The organism is Sutcliffiella horikoshii (assembly GCF_019931755.1).
GTDB lineage: Bacteria > Bacillota > Bacilli > Bacillales > Bacillaceae_I > Sutcliffiella_A > Sutcliffiella_A horikoshii_E.
This window is the reverse complement of record NZ_CP082918.1, coordinates 1,589,746-1,609,165: the sequence shown is the minus strand read 5'-3', so window position 1 is coordinate 1,609,165 and position 19,420 is coordinate 1,589,746. Positions and strand designations below refer to the sequence as shown.

The 19,420-nt window shown below is 37.9% G+C and carries 17 protein-coding genes; 3 read left to right on the top strand and 14 right to left on the bottom strand.

Going from position 1 to position 19,420, the window contains the following annotated elements; translation table 11 throughout:
* Positions 1-94: 94 nt before the first annotated feature.
* From essA to K7887_RS08185, 11 genes are all read right to left on the bottom strand, one after another.
* Entirely contained in the window at positions 95-577 is a 483-nt protein-coding gene (gene essA / locus K7887_RS08235) for a type VII secretion protein EssA (protein ID WP_223493069.1), read from the bottom strand.
* Positions 567-3,428 carry a type VII secretion protein EsaA gene (esaA, locus tag K7887_RS08230; RefSeq protein WP_223493068.1) on the bottom strand — a complete coding sequence of 954 codons (2,862 nt, stop codon included), beginning with the start codon at positions 3,426-3,428 and terminating at the stop codon, positions 567-569. Before esaA ends, essA begins: the two co-directional genes overlap by 11 nt.
* Entirely contained in the window at positions 3,425-7,855 is a 4,431-nt protein-coding gene (gene essC / locus K7887_RS08225) for a type VII secretion protein EssC (protein WP_223493066.1), read from the bottom strand. Before essC ends, esaA begins: the two co-directional genes overlap by 4 nt.
* A 26-nt stretch (positions 7,856-7,881) precedes the next feature.
* On the bottom strand, positions 7,882-9,069 hold the full coding sequence (gene essB / locus K7887_RS08220; protein WP_223493065.1) for a type VII secretion protein EssB: 1,188 nt from the start codon (positions 9,067-9,069) through the stop codon (positions 7,882-7,884).
* A 14-nt stretch (positions 9,070-9,083) separates the two neighbouring features.
* Complete coding sequence (locus K7887_RS08215) at positions 9,084-9,323, bottom strand: ESX secretion system protein YukD (RefSeq protein WP_223493064.1); 240 nt, start codon at positions 9,321-9,323, stop codon at positions 9,084-9,086.
* A 105-nt stretch (positions 9,324-9,428) separates the two neighbouring features.
* On the bottom strand, positions 9,429-9,722 hold the full coding sequence (locus tag K7887_RS08210; RefSeq protein WP_010192515.1) for a WXG100 family type VII secretion target: 294 nt from the start codon (positions 9,720-9,722) through the stop codon (positions 9,429-9,431).
* 192 nt (positions 9,723-9,914) lie between these two features.
* Positions 9,915-10,253: a hypothetical protein gene (locus tag K7887_RS08205; RefSeq protein WP_223493062.1), complete on the bottom strand. Its 339-nt coding sequence runs from the start codon at positions 10,251-10,253 to the stop codon at positions 9,915-9,917.
* Between the two features lie 5 nt (positions 10,254-10,258).
* Positions 10,259-12,292: a DUF6792 domain-containing protein gene (locus K7887_RS08200; protein WP_223493061.1), complete on the bottom strand. Its 2,034-nt coding sequence runs from the start codon at positions 12,290-12,292 to the stop codon at positions 10,259-10,261.
* Between the two features lie 5 nt (positions 12,293-12,297).
* Positions 12,298-12,951, bottom strand: coding sequence for a hypothetical protein (locus K7887_RS08195; protein ID WP_223493060.1), 654 nt, complete (start codon positions 12,949-12,951; stop codon positions 12,298-12,300).
* 477 nt (positions 12,952-13,428) lie between these two features.
* Entirely contained in the window at positions 13,429-14,049 is a 621-nt protein-coding gene (locus K7887_RS08190; protein WP_223493058.1) for a hypothetical protein, read from the bottom strand.
* A 318-nt stretch (positions 14,050-14,367) separates the two neighbouring features.
* A complete protein-coding gene (locus tag K7887_RS08185) occupies positions 14,368-15,135 on the bottom strand; it encodes a 3-hydroxyacyl-CoA dehydrogenase (protein ID WP_223493057.1) in 768 nt (255 codons plus the stop codon).
* 335 nt (positions 15,136-15,470) lie between these two features.
* On the opposite strand from K7887_RS08185, the gene K7887_RS08180 reads away from it, so the two are divergent.
* From K7887_RS08180 to K7887_RS08170, 3 genes are all read left to right on the top strand, one after another.
* Entirely contained in the window at positions 15,471-16,433 is a 963-nt protein-coding gene (locus K7887_RS08180; protein WP_223493056.1) for a D-2-hydroxyacid dehydrogenase, read from the top strand.
* A 57-nt stretch (positions 16,434-16,490) separates the two neighbouring features.
* Positions 16,491-17,336, top strand: a complete 846-nt coding sequence (locus K7887_RS08175) for an STAS domain-containing protein (protein WP_223493054.1) — start codon at positions 16,491-16,493, stop codon at positions 17,334-17,336.
* Positions 17,337-17,496: 160 nt separating this feature from the next.
* Entirely contained in the window at positions 17,497-17,757 is a 261-nt protein-coding gene (locus K7887_RS08170) for a hypothetical protein (RefSeq protein WP_223493053.1), read from the top strand.
* A 50-nt stretch (positions 17,758-17,807) separates the two neighbouring features.
* Here K7887_RS08170 and K7887_RS08165 read toward each other — a convergent pair whose 3' ends face one another.
* The 3 genes from K7887_RS08165 to K7887_RS08155 form a co-directional block, all read right to left on the bottom strand.
* Positions 17,808-18,335, bottom strand: coding sequence for a mismatch-specific DNA-glycosylase (locus K7887_RS08165; RefSeq protein WP_223493052.1), 528 nt, complete (start codon positions 18,333-18,335; stop codon positions 17,808-17,810).
* A 226-nt stretch (positions 18,336-18,561) separates the two neighbouring features.
* The gene (locus K7887_RS08160) at positions 18,562-18,888 is read right to left on the bottom strand and encodes a cyclic-phosphate processing receiver domain-containing protein (protein ID WP_223493051.1); all 327 of its coding nucleotides are present in this window, start codon (positions 18,886-18,888) and stop codon (positions 18,562-18,564) included.
* Between the two features lie 141 nt (positions 18,889-19,029).
* Positions 19,030-19,308 (bottom strand): hypothetical protein, encoded by a 279-nt coding sequence (locus K7887_RS08155; RefSeq protein WP_223493050.1) that lies wholly within the window; start codon positions 19,306-19,308, stop codon positions 19,030-19,032.
* Positions 19,309-19,420 lie beyond the last annotated feature (112 nt).

Sequence of the window (19,420 nt, the reverse complement as noted above, 5' to 3'; positions counted from 1 at the left end):
ATGTATCTCTATTGTAGCTTAGTTTTCTATTTTTTAGAATGTTTTATCTATTTAAAATGAAATAACCCCCTCTCATTTAGGAGAGGGGGTCAAGTTATGCTTTTCCTTTTGCCATTCTTGGTAGGATGATTGCCAGTAATAGTATTAATGCTATGGCTAGGAATCCGTATAGAAGAATGGTGATGCTATTAGTTTTGGACGAGCTTTCGGAGGCAGCCACCGCTTGGTACCTTAAGTTGTCTTGTTCGGTGAACAGTTTCAACTCTTGAGAGGTAGCTTGGATGGTGGTGGCTTTTTTTTCACCGGTCATAAATAAAGTTCCGATGAAGTCCTCTTCCGCTTTCTTTTCTCGTTCCTTGAAAGTTAGTAGTTTTTGTTCTTCAGGAACAGATTCCCTGCGCTCATTAAGGTTATTTTCACGCAGGAAATTTGTATTTTCTTTAAAATCTCTCTTCTCATAACTGTTTGGTTCTAGAGATTCAATATCAGAATCAGCCGAAGTCACTGTTCCATTTAGAGGCAGTAAAGCAAACAAAACGCAAAGCGCTATTAAGAATAAAGCAACCTTAGCCTTCATATGCTTCCTCTTCATTCTTTTTATCGTTACTACTCTTAAACAGTTTTACCAGTTGCGGCAAAACAAGAAGCAACAAGAGAATGACAATCAAGGTGATTACCGCTGTCATAAAGAGTGAGCTTGTGCCATATTGAATGGACATATAAACACGTGACATCGGGTCTTCGTAGTTGATATTTGGTGCTGTCAGCGTAAGGAATGGGCTGATGAAGAAAATAACCAATCCAACACTTGCAATCCATCCAACTAATTTCCCCAAGCTGAATCCTGCAAGCACAACCGCTGACGCAGCAGTAAGCAAAAGAATTGTGAATATTGACCACTGTATCGCACGATCTTCTGCCAATGGATAGATGTTTAAACCATACAGACTGATGATCAAGCCAACAATGATATTTAATAGGATAAACATGGAGCCTTGCACGAGCATTGGCGCATTGTTGAAATAGTGGCTGAAATATCCGATTAATAGACTGCTAATCAAGATAATCGCAAGTACTACAACTGGAGGAATTCTATTGTCCTCTGTGCCGCTTGCTGCATCTCCGCTTATTTGCAATGGATTGGAAAGGTGCTCATAAACAGGACCATTCTTCTGTCCGTCCACATAAGCATTTCTTAGGACATTAAAGATATCATCTCGGTACATTCTAGTTGCATCTACATTTTCTGCCCATTTGGCATTGAGTGTGTCCGCATCATTTTGTACATTCTCTACATTTGTTTGCAGTTCTGTCGTATAAGAGACAATGTTGGACTGACTTTCCCCTACGGAAGTTACTAGTTCATTCAATGTCAATAATTCCTGACTAATGGTCTGCTGTCTTGTTACTACCATATTGCCATCGTTGCCGTTCGTTGGAGTTGGTTCGTTATTTGCGAATAATTGAACCTGCTCCATTACATTGTTTGCACTCTCTTCAAGGGAAGAGATGTCATTCATGATAGCAGTTTGCTGCTCTTCAATATTCGCTCTGTATTCTTCCATGAAGACCGAGAAATTGTCTTGAAGTGCCTGCATCTGTTCCATGGTAGATGGTAGAGCAGCTGTAATACTGTTCCATCCATCTTGTTCAGGGTCGGACACATCTAAAATGGTTTGGATATCTTCAAGGAGTGCTTCCACATCTTCATTAACATCCCGATTCAATGTTTGTTCGTATTGAACAAGGGAAGCATGATAATTTAATAGATCTTTGGTATTACTATTATTTATTTCCTGTTTAAAAATAGTATCTAATCGTGTTTTTCTCTCTTCACTTTCAATCTGATCGAGGATTCCCTGTTCTTGCTTTTCAATTTCATTAATAACTGTCTGAAGGTTATTGGATAAGGATTCTTTGTCCCCTTCTAAAGACTCAATAACTTCTTCCAGTTCGGAAATCTGTTCAAGATATCCTACTATTTCTTCTTCTAATGCTTGCTTTTCTGCTTCTAGCTGTTCAATTATCTTTAATAATGGGTTTTCTTCTTCTACCCCTTTAAGGCTTTCTTCTACAGCAGATATTCTTGAAGATAAACTTTCTAAAGGACTTAGAACAGTCAGTACTTCTTCTGGCACTATAACTTCCAGGTTATCAATACCTGTTTTGATAGTGTTAATATCAGTGGCAATCGCATTTAATTCCTTTATTTCATTCTCAAAACTTCTGTTTTCTGGAACCTCTACCTCCGAATCATCATCCTTCACTTCATTCTTAGACGAAGTGGTTAAAGTAGGTTTAGGATCTTCAGGTTTTCCAGGTTCTTTGTCGCCCTCTTTTTTAAGCTCTCCTTTAAGGTTCTTTATCGTTTCCTCTAATTTAGTTAGGTCCTCATTCTTTTGTGCGATGGCAATCTGTTCTTGTTGTTCAAAGAATGCTTCCATATCTCCTGTTTGCCTGCCTACTTCAGACTTCCTTAATTCGGAAAGCTCATTAAGGGCGGTATTGTTAATCTCCATACTGTTATTAATTGTCTCGAGCCCGTTATTTATCTCTGTTCCCTCTTGAGACAAATAGTCCTGTACTTGTGCATAACGGGATGGTTGGGCCGTTGCTAAGAGCTGGATGCTTCCCATGCTTTCATCCTGAAGTTCTTGTAACACCAATTGTTGGCTATCTTGGTATTCTTTAAATTGGTCTACAAATTGGACAAAAGAGGTTAGGTTGTCTTCAAATTGTTGTACCGTGCTTGCTCTTCCGGGTGCATCTTGGCTTACAGTCGCAACGGTTGATTGAAGGTTTTCAAGCATCGAACGCTGTCTTTCAATTTCGGATGCAAGATTTAAGGAAGTAGGTTTATAGAATGCTAACATGGCATTCTGAAAATCTATTTCCTTTTGCAAAATCGTATCAAAATGAGTTCGGACATTTTCTAAGTCCTGCGAAACATATGTCCAGTAAAGAGTAGAAATTCTACTGTTTACCTTACTTGTCGCTTTTTCGATTTCACGTAACACTTTTTCTCGATCAATGGTATTCAATTGATCTTGTACATTGTATTCAAAGTTTGCCTTTACCGGCTGATTACTTTCATAGGTCATGATGTTGGTAGAAAAGTTGGAAGGGATATAAACAACTGCATCATACTTGGAATCTTTTAGGCCATTTACTGCCGCACTCCGACCGATTACCGTCCATTCATATCTGGAATCCTCCTCAAAAATGGAGGAGATCTCCTTTCCAAACTCAAGGGCTTTATCATCCTTTTCCATTCCTGTGTCTTCATTTACTACTGCAATTACTCTTGAAGCTGTTCTTTTTACTTCCATCGGGTTTTCCCCGACAGATCCAAAGAAAACTGCAGGTGTCACTAGGATAAGGAGAATAACCAACACCATTTTTATGATATAGGTGGTTTTTCCCGTCATGTAAATACCTTCCTTTCCGTTGTGCAAAGCGGAATCTGAATTTTCATTTCCTTCCCATTGATTACGTAATAACCATATCCAGGATGAATTTCTTCTTCGTTTCTCTCATATGGGAGAGTGAAAATATTCTGCTCTGACTTTTTCATCAGAACGAGTGCTTGTCGTATCTGCTTTACTTCCATCGTAAGTGTATCGTAGCCTTTTGACAGATCATTGTTACTGCCTGAGGCAACAATGTTAAACCCTAGGTGGCTATAATTTTTCATTAGCCTCGCAAACTTGTCTTGCAGCATCGGATCAAGCGTCTGAATAAATCTTGCATATCCGTCTATTACAAGGAAAATTGGCGGATAATCCATGGATGTGTCACCGAATTGAACCTTCTTCAAGTAATCACTTTCTCTAGCAAACAACTTCTGCTCCACTTCTTCCACCCATTTTGCTATTTGCTCTTTTGTTTCTAAATAGGTGACATTGTCTTCTTCTGTATAATTGGAAAGGCTTCTATCAAAGGAGTCAAAGAGTCCAATAGATTCAGCACCCTGATCTAGCGTCGTGTTTAATATCACTTTCATGACATTTGTTTTGCCTTTTTGAGCTTGTCCAACAACCATGCAATGCTTATATTTTTCAAAATTGATAAATACAGGTTGGACATACTCTTCATCCAGTCCAATAGGAACAAGACCTTTTTTTAGCTTGCCTTCTGTATATTTTGCAAAGTTGATGACATTAAGATCTGAAGGGAGCATTGGAATAGCTTGCGGTTCCTTGTACTCACGATACTTTTCTTTAATAGATGCGATATCACTACGGATGGAATCCAGTATTTCAAAATCATCTTTCCCTTCACCAGGCAAGAAGACTTGCGAGAAAAATGCTTCATCCTTCTTAATAATTGCTCTACCTGAAATTGGTTCAGGATTATACGGAACCCTCCCAAGAATAGTGAAGGCTTCACTATTATCCATCAGATAGTGGACAATTTTCGTTTTTAAATTGTTCATCAATGATTGTCTGATGGAGTTAACTCTTGTGGCTGTAAATATCATATAAATTCCCAGTGATTGACCATCACGGACAAACTGGTTAATTTGCATTTCAAGATCCTGCATTTCCTCTTTGATAAGATCAAAATTATCGATTGTCATAAATATGATAGGTAATTTTTCTTCACTGAGAGCATTGAACATTTTAATGGAACTTACTTCTTGCTGTTGGAAAAGGTTTTTACGTCTAGCCATTTCATCTTTCAAAATACGCATGAACTTCTCAATTTTACGTTCCTCATCCATCAAGAAGAAATCTGCTGTATGTGGAAGTTGACGCATTGGCAGCAAGGTTCCATTACCAAAATCAAAGATATAATAATGCAGCTCTTCTGGCGTATACTTTTCTGCCATGCTTAACAATAGCATCAAAATCGTATGGGACTTACCATAACCGGATGATCCGAATATCCCGATATTGCCGTCTTCCACCAGTTCATATTCATAAACCGTTTGCGATTGTTTCTCAGGCTCATCCATCAATGCGAGCGGAATGAATCCATGCTCCTTGGAAGTATACTTCTTGCGTGAAAGTCTTCCTTCTAAAGGAGGAAGCCATGGACTATTAAGTTGTCTGATGCCCATCTGTTGTTGAACGGAGTGGATTTCTTCCACCACTGCCCCAATCTCAGTTTGCGCACTTTTCTTTTTCTTTTTGGATGTTGACACATCTGACAATGGGACAAGCCCTAGGTCTGTTACAAATGCTACCTCATCTTCTGATTCCGATGTATCTTCAAGATAAGGTGCTCCGCTCCATGCTGATTGGAATAGTTCATATACTTCATTATTCCCTACCTGAAGATAACCCCGACCTGTAACGGTAATGGATGCAGCATCTCCATTTTTCAAGATCTCTCTGCTGTCATCTGCATCTTGCACTTTTAAGGCCACTTTGAAGCGGGCGTTACTCCAAATCTGTTCATCAATGACTCCGCCTGGTTTCTGGGTCGCAAGAATTAGGTGAACACCTAAACTTCTTCCTATACGTGCCGCACTAACCAACTCGCGGATGAACTCCGGTTCTTCTGCTTTCAATTCTGCAAACTCATCGGAAATAAGGAATAAGTGCGGCAATGGTTCTTCCGCTTTATTTTGCTTATAAAGGTCTGTGTAAGCATTAATATGATTGACTTTGTATTGATCAAACAATCGCTGTCGCCTTTTTAATTCACTCTTAATCGAAGCAAGCGCCCTCGCACTGAAGTTCTTGCTTCCTTCAATATTTGTGATGACTCCTAGTAAATGAGGCATTTTTTCAAACGGCTGTGCCATTCCCCCACCTTTATAGTCAATCAGCAGAAAAGCTACTTCATGCGGGTGATAGTGAATAGCAAGTGACAAAATATAAGACTGCAAAAATTCACTTTTCCCAGATCCCGTTGTACCTGCCAAAAGACCATGTGGACCGTGAGCTTTTTCGTGTAAGTTCAGTACGGAAATGTCTTCTTTCCCTTTTAACCCGATCGGTACCGCCAAGGATTTAGATGACTCTCTTGTAAGCCAGTTTTCTTGGATTGGAAGCATCCCTACTTCTTTTACTTTCATCATTTCTAAAAAAGAGATGCTGTTTGGGATGGAATTTGTCATACCCACCTGATGATCAAGGGTTCTAAGCATTCTAGAGAAGACTTCGTTTCCTTCTCTTTTATGCGAATCCAATCTAAAGGGTATGGAAACTGCCTTTTTGTCTTGGATTAGAATGTCTCCCTCTTGGGTATTGATATACCTCACAAGGGTTTCAATATTATCGGACAGACTTTCTTTGGAATCAGCAGCGAATATGACCGAAATGCCAAGGTCTTTATGGTCTCCCTCGAGATATTCAAGAATGACATGATCAGCTATCAACTGCTGTTCTGTGATTATAAATACGATATGAGGTGAAAAAGTTACTTTTTCTTTTTCTTCCATCAAATCTCTTTCTCTGAGCATTTCATAAATGGAAGAAAGCAACTGATCTCTAGTCTGATCATTATAGATGAGACCCTTAGCAAATGATTGCGGTATCTGGAAATGCGGAAGCCACTTCACCCATTCCCATTGTTCATATTCTTTCTCATTGAAAATAAATACAAATCTAAGGTCGTGGTAGCTATGAAAGAAGGAAAGCTGACCAATAATCTGATGAATTTCGTTTTTCATGACGGATTCTTTTCCAATTAATCCGATCGCACCCTTGGATAAGTCCGCTACAACCGGAACATGGTCGATTTCCCTATAGACTTTTTCCAAATGCTGTGACTGTTCAAGAAGATCATCAATTTCCCTATTGGCCATATCACCAGAATTAATAGATATTTCATAACTGGAAGGGACTTTTCCACGTCCTAAACGGAATTGTAAGAAATCATGACTTTCTAATGACCTTTCCCATATCCGGTCGGAGATTTGTCCTGTAAGGTATTTCATCCGCTCAAAAGAAGGGAAATGAAATGTGAGAACATTAGTCTGTTTATCTGCTAATTCTTGCAGTTCTCTTCGTTTATTTTCAAGGTAAAGGGTATAAACTCTTCTTCTGCGTTCTTCGCTTCTTTTACGGTTTGCTTTTTCTTTAAAAAATTGGACCGTTGACGTAATAAGTGTGGTCATAAACATAACCATGGAAATGATGATGAATATTCCCCTCGGTGCAACGAGCGCTACAACTCCCATGACAATCAGCATAATGAGAGGCGGCATAATAATCAGCCACAGACCTTTGTTATTGTCATCCGATTCCTGTGTAGGGAATTGCAGAGACACCTTTTCTTCAGGAAGCTCATAAACCATCCGCGGTGTTCTACGATAGCTTGGATACTTCTTTTTCATTTCTGACTGAGGTCGCTGTATGTCAGAGAGGTCTGTCTCATACTTCGTATGACTTGCAACCTCCAAGATATCCTCTTCTACTAACCGGATCTCCATAAAGGACCAAAGCAACAAATCTCCAACTTCTAGGACGGTGCCGTCAAAGATTTTGTGGCCATTCATGTAACAATTTTCATCTGAAATATTTACAACCCATTTTCTTGAGAAGTTTCTGGTGAACGTAATCGTGTCGCTTTCCTTATTACCTTTCAAGGTAAAAGACACTTGTTCTCTGCTTCCTATATAGTATGTCTGGGAATGCGAGGGACTGGGAGTGAGCACCATCTTTAGCACTTTCCCGTTGTCTTTCCACTCAAAGGGTTGGGTATATGTACCGCTTCCTATTATTCCGGCCTGTTGTTTTACTGTAAATTTGTCATTCTGGATATCGACAAGCAAAGAACCATCCGTAAAAGGAAAATTACGGACGGTAAGCTGGTCCTCTACTTCAGAACTTACAGTAATCGTACCAGTCTCTAAAGATATCTTTTGATAGTTGTTTTGATAGAACAACCAGAAATTATTCATACACTCACCTCATTTCAACCTTGCAGTTAATTTGATTGCTCATCTTGCTCTTCTTCTAAAGCCTCAATTGCCTCTGCATACTCATCGATCTCATCCTGGACTTCTTCTAGTTGATTTTGCTTCTCTTCACCTGAGAGGTCGTCCTGTGCTCTGATTTGTTCCTTATATTTCAATAAGGCGTAAAGAATAATCTCTGAATCCTCCAATGACCTTGCAATATCAAGGGCTTCTTGTGCTTCCCCGCGTCCGATATGAATCCAATACTGATAATACTGTGGATCAGATTGCAAGGTAATCCGGTTCTGCAGGGCATCCTTTTGGTCTTCATTTAAAGATTCATTAGTGATATAGGAAGTGGCTAATTTATATTGCACCACTCTTGGCATCTCTTGTGCTTCATAACCATTCAAGGTAGTAACCACCTGACTGTATTCACTTTTAAGAAAGTGTTCGGAGCTCTGTATATATGCCGCCTGTTTAGGTTGAACGAAAAGAAAGGAATATATCGCTAATACGAGTGCAGGTAATAAAAGAACACTAAGACCAATCGTGACATATTTTGTGATCTTCCATCGCTTTTCTGGAAGTCGGATAAAGTGTTTTTCTTTCTCTTCCAACCCTTTTATCCCATTGCGAATGAACGTTAATAGTTCCTCTTCATCCTTGGCATTCATAATGGATTTGGCATTAGATGATAGTTCTAATGTTTGATATAGTTTGAGATACTCTTTGAAGGTGTATTTGCCATCAATGGTAGCAGCAATGACCGCTTTCGTTTCCTGCCATAGCTTTTCTGTCTCTTTTTCATAGGGTGGTAGACTTTCCATCACGCCATAGTGAAGAAAATAGGGGGTCAAACTTTCATCCACCACCATATTTTCGGGACATATAAGAAGATGTAGTCTTGAAAGAGAGTGATTCCTAACACTCTTAATTAATTGAGAGGCAAAAATCCATCTGCTTTTCTCATCTTTTCTTTTCATTTTAGCGAAAGATGAAAAGGCAGGAGGGGGATGATAGATGAGTGTTAACTCGTCTTCTGTTTCTTTAATTTTTTTATGTATGGCTGGATTTATTTCTTGAAGCATCCGAATTTCAGCAGCATCTTCCAATTTTATTTTCTCTTTTTGAAAGACAAGCTTAATCGTTTCACCTTCTTTGGAAAGTGTAGCTCCTATTTCTTCTTCCAGATATGTTCGACTTTGATCTGCCATGATAGATTGCTCCTTTATAAAATTTCCAGACGGTCACCAGACGTAATGCCATGGTCTACAAGCTTGTCTGAACCTGATAGTATCAAGTGCTTGTTCACAACCTTTACCCAATCCCCATCCCTTGGAGGTGTTGCGGGGGAGGCGGCTTGCCAAACGATATCGACTACTTTTTTTACTGTATGGTAGTTAGATAGTCGAAGGTCAAAAGAGTCCTTTTGGTAGTTTTTTAGATCGATTGTTATTTCTATGTACATATTTTTCACCTCATAAAAGAAGGAACGCATTCGACTGTTAAAGAATGGCGCTCCTTCTTTCTTTTTGGCTGCCCTATAGGAGGGAGCTATTTCTTTAAGAACAAATTACCCGCGAATCTGGCTTGCAATTTGAGTATCAGCATCTTCAAGTGCTCTAGCAGTGTTGCTAAGTTGAACGGAGATATCCTCAAGTAATTGCTGCATTTGAATGATAGAAGGCTTCAAGGATTGGTATTGATCACTGAATGCACGGCTTGATTCACCTTCCCAAACACTTTCAAGCTCACGAATCATGTTGTCCAAACGGTTGATTTGATCTCCAACCTGGCTGCTTTCACTTCTGTAACGAGTGGACATTCCAACTAACTCTGCAGGGGTAACGCGAATGATTCCTGACATTTAACATCTCTCCATTTCTTTAATAAGTTACTTTTATTGTAAAAAATACACAACTAAGAGGTCAATTCTAAAGTAGGAATTATAGGTAAATGAGTAATATATACCCACAAATACCCGCATTTCTAATTTATGAAACCTCTAAATATAGTATTTTTTTCACAGATTGATATTTTTCTAGGTATTTCGACTAAATTAACTTATTGTTTCATTGACCTCTTCATAGAAGATTGTCAACTCTTGCCTGTTCATCTCATCGACATGTTCGTGGTATTTGTTGGAAAGGGTTGTCATCAGCCTTGACTGATCATTGGTGATAATCGTAAACAGCCGGTGATTCTTATTAAATTCCAATAATGATTGTTCAATAACTTTACCTTTACTCCGTTCGAGTTCCGCGTTAATGATACTTGCCAACTCATCACTGATTTCTCGAACTCTACCTAACTCAGCATTGAAGAAAAAATACTTAAATCTCAAATCCTCATATGGTGCAAAAACATACGAAGTTTTATACTGTCCTATTCCTACCACCCCCTTTACCGTAATTCAAACAACTTCGAAATACTTTGATCTTCTTCAAATAGTTCTTCAATGGAATTTCGGACCCGGCTGATCATGGCTTTATTTTTTTCAATTTCCTCTCGGAGGTAGTGATACATTCCTTCAAAAGAATCCTGAAACATAGGATCGAGCGGTCTGATAAACTCGTGAACATTAATCTTGGTAACTTTCACATTGCTACTCGAAACCGGAAGAAGATGGCTGTAATTTCTTGGATTTGCTTCCATCTGGTGAATGGCATTCATCACCCGCTGTTTCCTGAATTCCAGATCATCGACGTATTCTGTATAATACAGTCTTCTCCATGCAGTGAGCGCCTCTTCCTTTTCCATGCATTTATCCAGACCAAGCTGATAAATCCTCACTGCAGAAGAAAGGTTGACCTCAATGGTCCTGCCATCTGTGGCATTTTTATAACGGATTAAATCAGATCCTTCGTAGCGTCGTCCTTCTTCTTGATTCAGTGAGTTTACAACATGCTCCATGCCATGAGCATGTGCCGCATCCCCAAACTCGCCAACAAAGTCATTCGTGTCATTTATGATTGCTTGATAACTATTTTGGATATTACTGCTTTCAAGCTCTATTGTTTGTGACAGTTCAATTAACGTCAGGATATTCTCATGCTGGGACAAGTTATGGGTAAAGGACCCTTTAACCAGATTTTTTCCAATGTCTAAAGCAGCACTGCCAATCGCCTCAATCATACGCTGTATGCTACCGAGCATTTCCTCTACATGAACCTGAAACAGCTTCAACAGATCCTCACTGATCTCCCCGACCAAGGCAAGTAAGGAAGGAAGAACTTCTGTTAAATCTTCCAACTTAGCTTTAATCTCCAACGCTCTTGAAATAAACTCTTGTTGATTAGAAAAGAAATCACTTGGAAATTCTTTAACTGGATACGCAAAGGGCATGTCCACTGTAAAGCTTCCAAATCCAATAACACCAATCGTCATTGGAACCGCTCCACGCTTCCACTTCGGCGGTTCGAATATTTTCTTCCAATCTTGTTTGATATCATCAATTAGAGTGAAGAGTTCCTGGTCAATTCCGAACATGCTTCTGTTGAGGCCGTCTATTCCTGACTTTTCATAGGCTGGGGCGTGTTTGGCTACGAATTGTTGGATGCTGTAAAGGTTTTCGTCTGAGACTCTATTCATGTATTTGGCAATACCGTTTGTGTGAGGGTAGGTAGTTAGAACTTCACGAGAACCAAGATCTAAAAACCCCCTAAACCCTATGACAGAGTATAAAATTTCTTCTTTTATTGTTAAGTGATGAATACTCTGCCCTTGGGCTTGGTAGTATTCTTCTGCGAATTCTTTTAGTTTTTCTGGGTCTATCTTATAGATATCATTAAAGTTTTTACTGTTTATATTGTATTCAAGGTAAATAGATTCTTGAAAGTCAATGTCGAGCATTGCAAGTTGATACATACTAGGAGGTGCATCATTTATAGCTAATACACTTTCAAAGGGCTCATCCGTAATTTGTAGCATTTGAATTAGATTACCGCCAAGAGAGTGCCCTATTCCGTATTTAGTTAGTTGAGTATTTATATCTATACCTTGTTTTTTCAAATAATCGACTTCGATTTCTATAACGTTACTTATCTCTTTATTTACATACTTCTCAAAATATCTGGCATCTTGATATTGATTTTGTACCTTTCCTCCAAAAATCCCAAAGAGGTTATAAAACCAATCACTATGAAGCCCTTTACCATTATCTTCACCCATTTCACTACCTCTAGTAATAGTGTAGGATTCATTTAGACCTTTCTCTAAATCCATAAAATGAATAACAGTACCATCAAAACCAGAATCATATTCTTTAACTGACTTTGGTAGTTCATCTGAGTGGTACAATGTAATTTTTCCAGGAGGTTCTTCACCTGTTTCTTCAACATAAATTCTTCTAATATTCTCAATTGTTAAATCCTTGTATTCTAATTCGGTAATTCTTGCTTTCAATAACTTTGAATGTAGAACCTCTGTCTTATCCATGCAGGTCACCTTGATTTAAATTCAATTGAATGTAAGATATTTAACACTTTTTCTTTAGCTTCGTTACTTTCTTGTGAACAAGGTTTATCATAGTCAATACATGTAACTCTTCCAATAAAATTTATGCCCTTATCTTCTATATCGGGTTTTATGTAGGCAAAATATCTATAACTTTTCTTACCTTCATGTTCGAAAATATTCTCAGCATAATAGTAAGTAGTAGTGCCTTTAGTGTACTCTTCAAAGTCCCCTGTATAGTTTATATAAGTATCAAACATATCTAATTTGAACTCTATATCATTTGCTCTCGGTTGATCATCATAGTTGATGTTGTAATAGATAGATAGGTTTTCTTTATCGTCATTTTCTACGAACCCTACCGCTTCAAACTCATCTCCAGCTCTCTCATAAACTGCTTTGTCCATGGAAGCATTTATAGGAAAGTGCACTGTATAACCTTCCGTCTGAGATTTAAAGAGATAGTGTCCTTTTACAACTTCTTCAGATGATTCCAGAAAATCTTTAGTAAACTCATCTTTGAATGCAACTGAGTTTGTCTCACCTTCTACACCTTTACTCCCATTAGTATCCAGTTTCATTCCGCAACCTCCTATCAAAAGTACCGAACTTATTAATCCTAGAAGCATTGATTTCTTCATAGCCCTTCCCCCTAGGCAGCGCCATCAATGTGGCATAATATGTATTTTCTAAAAGACTTATTCCCTATGTGTTATACAAATAATCCCTTTTTATCTAAAAATGCAAAAAAATAATTTGAAGTTCTAAAAATAATTTTTCCAGTCTTTTTTATAGCTATATAATAATTACCATGTGATTTAGAAGTAGTCAATTTGGCTGAAACGCTTGTCGAATCCTGTCTGTTAGTTAGGTACTAAATATGAAGTTCTAATATGGGGATTTTATAGTTCAATAGAAGGATGATTTGTTTATTAAAAATTCGATTCTAATTTAATAACCTTAATGTTTCATTCAAAAAGTTAACAATCAGGTCTTTCGAATCATTTTTTAATCTTTTTTCATCTGGCATTGTTTGGTATACTTTAGAACTTTAATTTAAATTGAGGGTCTATAAGTTCCTCCTAGCCAGTTCTATTATCATGCCATGGTATTTATTATTAAAGTTCAATAGAATACATCACCTTTTCAATATGGTCTTTGACCTCTTTGCTATTCGCCTCACACTGTTTTTCCTTATCCCTACAAGAAACGACGGCAATAAAACTTGCACCTTTATCATTATTACTACCTTTTACGTAAACAAAATAGACAAAGCTTTTATTTTCAGTAAACTCATATACGGTTTCACCATAATAATATTTTTTATTATTTCTCAGAAATTTTGTATATTCGCCATCAAAGCTAACATATGAAGATAATAGTTCCTTCTGTAGTTCAATATTATTTGTCCTATCTCTTTCTTCATAAATAACTTTATAAAAGGTCGTGAGGTTTGTATCTCCATTTTCAAGGAAACTAACTGATTCGAAGCCATCCTTATTTCTTTCATAACTTTCCCCTTCGATTTTTGCATTTTTAGGAAAAAACATTGTATAACCTTTTGTTGCAGACTCGAAGCCATAAAACCCCTCTTCAACTTCTCCTGAGGATTTTAGGAATTCTCTGGTGAACTCATCCTGAAAGGCCACTGTATCAGGTAATTCTTCTGTATTTTGGATGCCACAACCTACTTGGAATAATACAATGCTTGAAATTACAATAAATAGTTTTACATTCATTGGGTTTCCCCCCTCCACAAACAATCTGTTAATTTCTATAGAACCATTCCCTATGCAATAAACAGATAATCCCATTTTATTGAAGATATTTGAATTTGTAGGTCTTTTATGGAACCTTATAATAATAAACTTTTTTAAAGAAGATTAAATCTTACTTTAGTACTACATGGACTACGAAAGCATCTCTCTGTTACCGTTTGACTTCTTCTACAACACATTGAGGACTTGAGACATTAGGAGTTTTTCAAAAAGTCCATTCAAACGAAAAAAAACGGATCTCATAAATGAAATCCGTTTGAAACTCTTGCTATAATTATTTTATTTCGGCTGCATTCTAATTGCTCCATCCAGTCGTATGGTATCACCATTCAGCATTGGATTTTCAATGATACTTTGGACCAGTTGGGCATATTCCTCTGGGTAACCCAGTCGGGATGGAAATGGCACCATCTGCCCGAGGGAATCCCTTGCTTCAGCTGGTAAGGAATCAAACATCGGGGTATGGAAGAGCCCAGGAGCAATGGTCATAACTCGGACTCCAAATGACGCGAATTCCCTGGCAATCGGCAGAGTCATTCCGACTATCCCTCCCTTGGAAGCAGAGTAGGCTGCCTGGCCGATCTGACCGTCAAATGCTGCTACAGAAGCAGTATTAACGACGACTCCCCGTTCTCCTTCCGCGTTCGGTTCATTTTCTTTCATACGTTCAGCTGCCAGCCGAATTACATTAAATGAACCTATAAGGTTAATAGAGATGACTTTGGAAAAGTCGTCAAGCGAATGAGGTCCTTTTCGGTTCAATACTTTTTGGGCAACTCCAATTCCAGCACAATTCACCACCGTATTTATGTACCCAAAAGTTTGAATGCCTTTTTCTAAAGCTTTGGATACATCCTCTTCCTTCGTGACATCTGTCTTAACAAATAGAATGGACTCCCCTAGTTCTTCCTTTAAGATACTTCCTCTTTCTTCTGATAGGTCTGCAACTAATGCTTTTCCTCCTTTAGAAACTATATTTCTAACGGTTGCCTCACCAAGTCCAGATGCTCCACCTGTCACAAAGGCTACACAGTTTTGAATGTTCATAGTAAACTACCTCCTTTATATGTATTACTAAATGTTTAATGCAAAAAGCATGCCAGTAATGTTGGTAGTATTTAATATGAAAAAGTGTACGAAATCTGTACAAACTGTATGATAGTCGGAAAAACCACTATAAAAGTAAAGAGACACATCGGTTTTAAGCTGCGTCCCTTTACTTCTGCCGTTCTAGAATAGTTCCTTCATTATATACTTATTAATCCCACTACTAATATTCGACATTTCACCCTCAAATCCTAGGAACTCCCCTTTAAATTTCTAATAATTATCTATAATCTGTTAAAATGAATTAAAGACCACAATTGAAGGAGTCAATATAAATGTCAAAACGACTTATGCTTATCACTCAAAATATCGGAGAAGATTATACTCAACAAATTAAAGACCTTGCGCCAGAATTTGAAGTTATAGTAGGAAAAGACAAAGAAATATGGACGCCTCATGCAAAAGAGGCTGAAATAGTTGTTGGATGGAAAAAGGATTTGGAGGAGCTTTCATTGGTCGAAGGTTCTAATCTTCGTTGGATACAATCGTGGAGTGCAGGTGTCAACAATATGCCGTTAACAACACTTTCTGAGAATGGTATTGTGTTAACAAGTGCGAACGGTGTTCATGCTTATCCAATTTCTGAGACGATTTTTGCTCTAATGCTGGGTTTGACCAGAAAGATTCATACATATGTGCAGCAACAACAGCAGAAAAAGTGGCATCATGCACAGATGAACCTTGAAATTCACGGGAAGACACTAGGTATTATTGGAGTAGGTAAGATTGGAAAAGAAACCGCTAAAATAGCTAAAGCTTTTCGAATGAATGTAGTTGGAGTTCGCCATTCTGGCAAACCTACTGACAATGTTGATGAAATGTTCACGCCTGACAGATTGCATGAAGTTTTAACAAAATGCGACTACGTGGTTATTACACTTCCTTTGACAGATGAAACGGAAGGAGTGTTTGGGACAGAAGAATTTAATAGCATGAAAAAATCAGCTTTCCTCATTAATATAGGGCGCGGAGAAGTAATCGTGGAAAATGAACTAATACAAGCCTTACAAGAAAACGTCATCGCCGGAGCCGGTCTTGATGTTTTTACCAAAGAGCCTTTAGAAGAAAATAGCCCTTTATGGGATATGGATAATGTCATTATCACCCCTCATACTTCAGGTTCCACAGAGCACTATACTAAACGTGTCATAGAGGATATTTTCATTCCAAATCTGAAACACTATTTAAAAAGGGAAAATCCCTCAATAAATTTGGTTGATTACAAAAAAGGCTATTAATATTGGTTTAGTTAGCTAGTAAAGAGGGTAAATACGGAAATGTTAGGAGGAAAGAATATGCATCGTAATAGTGAATTACATACATTTTTATTAGATAAAGCAAAGCTGCTTACTGACGAATGGTACGAATCCTTGGATAAAACAAATTCCAAAGGAGTTTATGCTTCCACAAACCCTGAGGTGGTCGCTACGTTAAAAAAGCAGAATTTCGATTTCCACCTTCAATTATGCAAAATTTTCATTGAAGAAGAAGATAAATTCTTCAAAGACTTTCAGGATTGGATATTGTCTATTGCACAGGATGAACAACATCTACAAACACCAATCCATCATATCTTGCAAGAGTTCTTTAGAGTTCGTGGCCAGTATTTGAATTTCATTGACGAGTTTGTCGCGCTGCATCAAGAGGAAAAAGAGCATCAGTTATTATGGAATCATATGATAACGAAAGCTTTTGATAATGTGGTGCTTAAATTCGTCGAAGAAAATCAAAAGTATTCAGAGGAACGACTGCAAGCCCAGCAGGACATGATCAAAGAATTAAGTTCTCCTGTCATTGCCCTTGATAATAATCGGGCCCTCTTGCCTTTAGTTGGAGATATTGATACAAGCAGGGCAAAATTCATACTTGAGAATACCTTGGAGCAATGTGGGGAAAAGGGGATCAATCATTTATATATTGACCTCTCAGGCGTGGTTATCATTGATACACTTGTTGCCGACCAAATTTTCAATTTAATTAAGGCGTTGAACCTGATTGGAGTAAAGACAACACTATCAGGAATCAGACCCGAAATCGCGCAAACAACCGTTCAACTGGGTATATCTTTTAATAATATCTCTATAAAGCCTACATTGGCAGGCGCACTGACATTGCCTCATTCATCCAATACCCGACGTTAAACTGTCGGGTTTTTCTATTCCCTCGTTTTTAAATCGGTCAAGTTTGCCTTATTGTGTTTAAAGTCCTTCGAGAAAGAGTATTTAAACTATATATATCTAAGTATGTAGGGTATATGAAAAAATAAGAAGATATTCCTTCTTATAAAAGGAGTGAAGAGAGATGGAGAAGGTACTAAATGACATACTAGTTGAATTAAAAGAAATAAAAGCAGCTCAATTAGCTCTTTTGCAAGAACAAGAAACGCTAAAACATAATAGTGCTGTATTAAAAAAAGATGTTACCAATTTGAAGGATGGGCAACAAGAGAAGAATACATTAATTAAACACACACTCACCCTCCAAATTGAAAATATGTTAGAAATAAGAAATGCGTTAAGGTCCTTAGAACAAGAACAAAAGCCGCCTGTTATTCCAAAGTAATTCTTCCGAACACAGAAAACACTTCGCTCAGTGATGGAGGAAGTGTTTTTTTAATTTAATTTTTGGGCTACGATACTATTTTTTAGTGTATTGAGATTCCGGTAGATGTCTACGATCTCCTCTTTTTTCATTCTGACAAGCCCACTAGATGATGGCGCTACAAAATCTATGGTCCCTTCTACTAGGTTTTCATCCTGTTTTCCCCACTCAACTTGACGTACACCGCTATATTCCTGATACACCCCTTTACCAACAAAACAGACGATTTTTGGTTGAAAGTATTCTATTTTCTCTTTCAACTCCACTCTACCTTTTTGGTATTCCTCTTTGGTTATATCCGCCGCTCCAACTGTAGGCCTTGATACAATGTTGGTCAAACCATATTGAAGATCCACTAGCTTAAAATCCTCCGTTGGTGCATATTTTCTGGGCGTGATATCTGACTCAAAAAGTATGCTCCAAAATCTGTTGGTTGGGTTTGCATAATGATGGCCCGTTTCACCAGAGCGGATACTAGGATTGTAACCGACAAAAAGAATATGTAAATCATGGTCGATATGGTCATATATCGACTGCATTTTCCTCACCTCTTTTTTCTTTTTATTCTAACAACAATAACGAAAAAGACCAAACGGAAGCTTTCCGCCTAGTCCATTTCATTATCTATTATTAAGCGGATAATGTTACTGTTTGTCTTGATTATCCGTAATATTACTCTAGTTGAAAGATCCGATTTGTGTGAAGAAGTACGAACCCTTTTGCGGTTTGATGAAAATGAGTGTTACGAAGATGTAGGGGCGACGCCTAAAAAAGCGGCAGGGGTCTTAATAGTACTTTTATGTTTGGCGGCATTTTCATATCTTCTTGCGCTTGCTTGAGATATCGATACATTGCTTTACTGCCAACCGAGTTTGCAGAATGAATAGTAATTCTATCCGCATACAGCTCGTTCTCCACCATCTTATGAACGAGAAGCAGACCATTTCGATGTTTATTCAACAAGTCATGGTCCAAAGAGAGATGCGAAATTGCATGGCTCTCTAACAAGGTGAGGCATTGGTCTATGTCTTCTGCGAGTATATACCCATCAGGACATGTTCGACTATCATCTAGAAATACGTTGATTTTCAAGATGACACCTCCAAATATTCGACTTAGCTATAGTGTAACATACATCCGTTACTAATTTTTTCCTAGATGCTTACAAGCTTCCCCCTAAACTCTTTCATAGCAGGCCTCATGAGAAAAAGATTAATGTACCAATTTCAACATTTAAGGCTGTTTGAACTCAGGAAAGTCGAATACCCACTTCATCCAAAAGGATTGCAGTCTATTTTGAAGACGATCATATTCATGATATTCCTTCGCATATTGTTGCTTAAATGAGTACGGAACTTCTCCTTGAGCCTCTTTTTCAAGATATTGTTCTTCCAATACTTCAAGCTTTTCTATTTTAATTTGAATACTGTTATAGCTCAATACGGCAAACATACCGTAAAACAACCCCACAATCACCGCGTACAAAAGTAAAAATTTCTTTACGCTTCCCATCTTTATCTTCCCTTCGTTTTTCTACATACTATGACGAAATACGGGATTGTGACAGGACTATTACAAATTAACTCTTCTGTTACATAATGGTTTGCAACTTGAAGGAAATGTG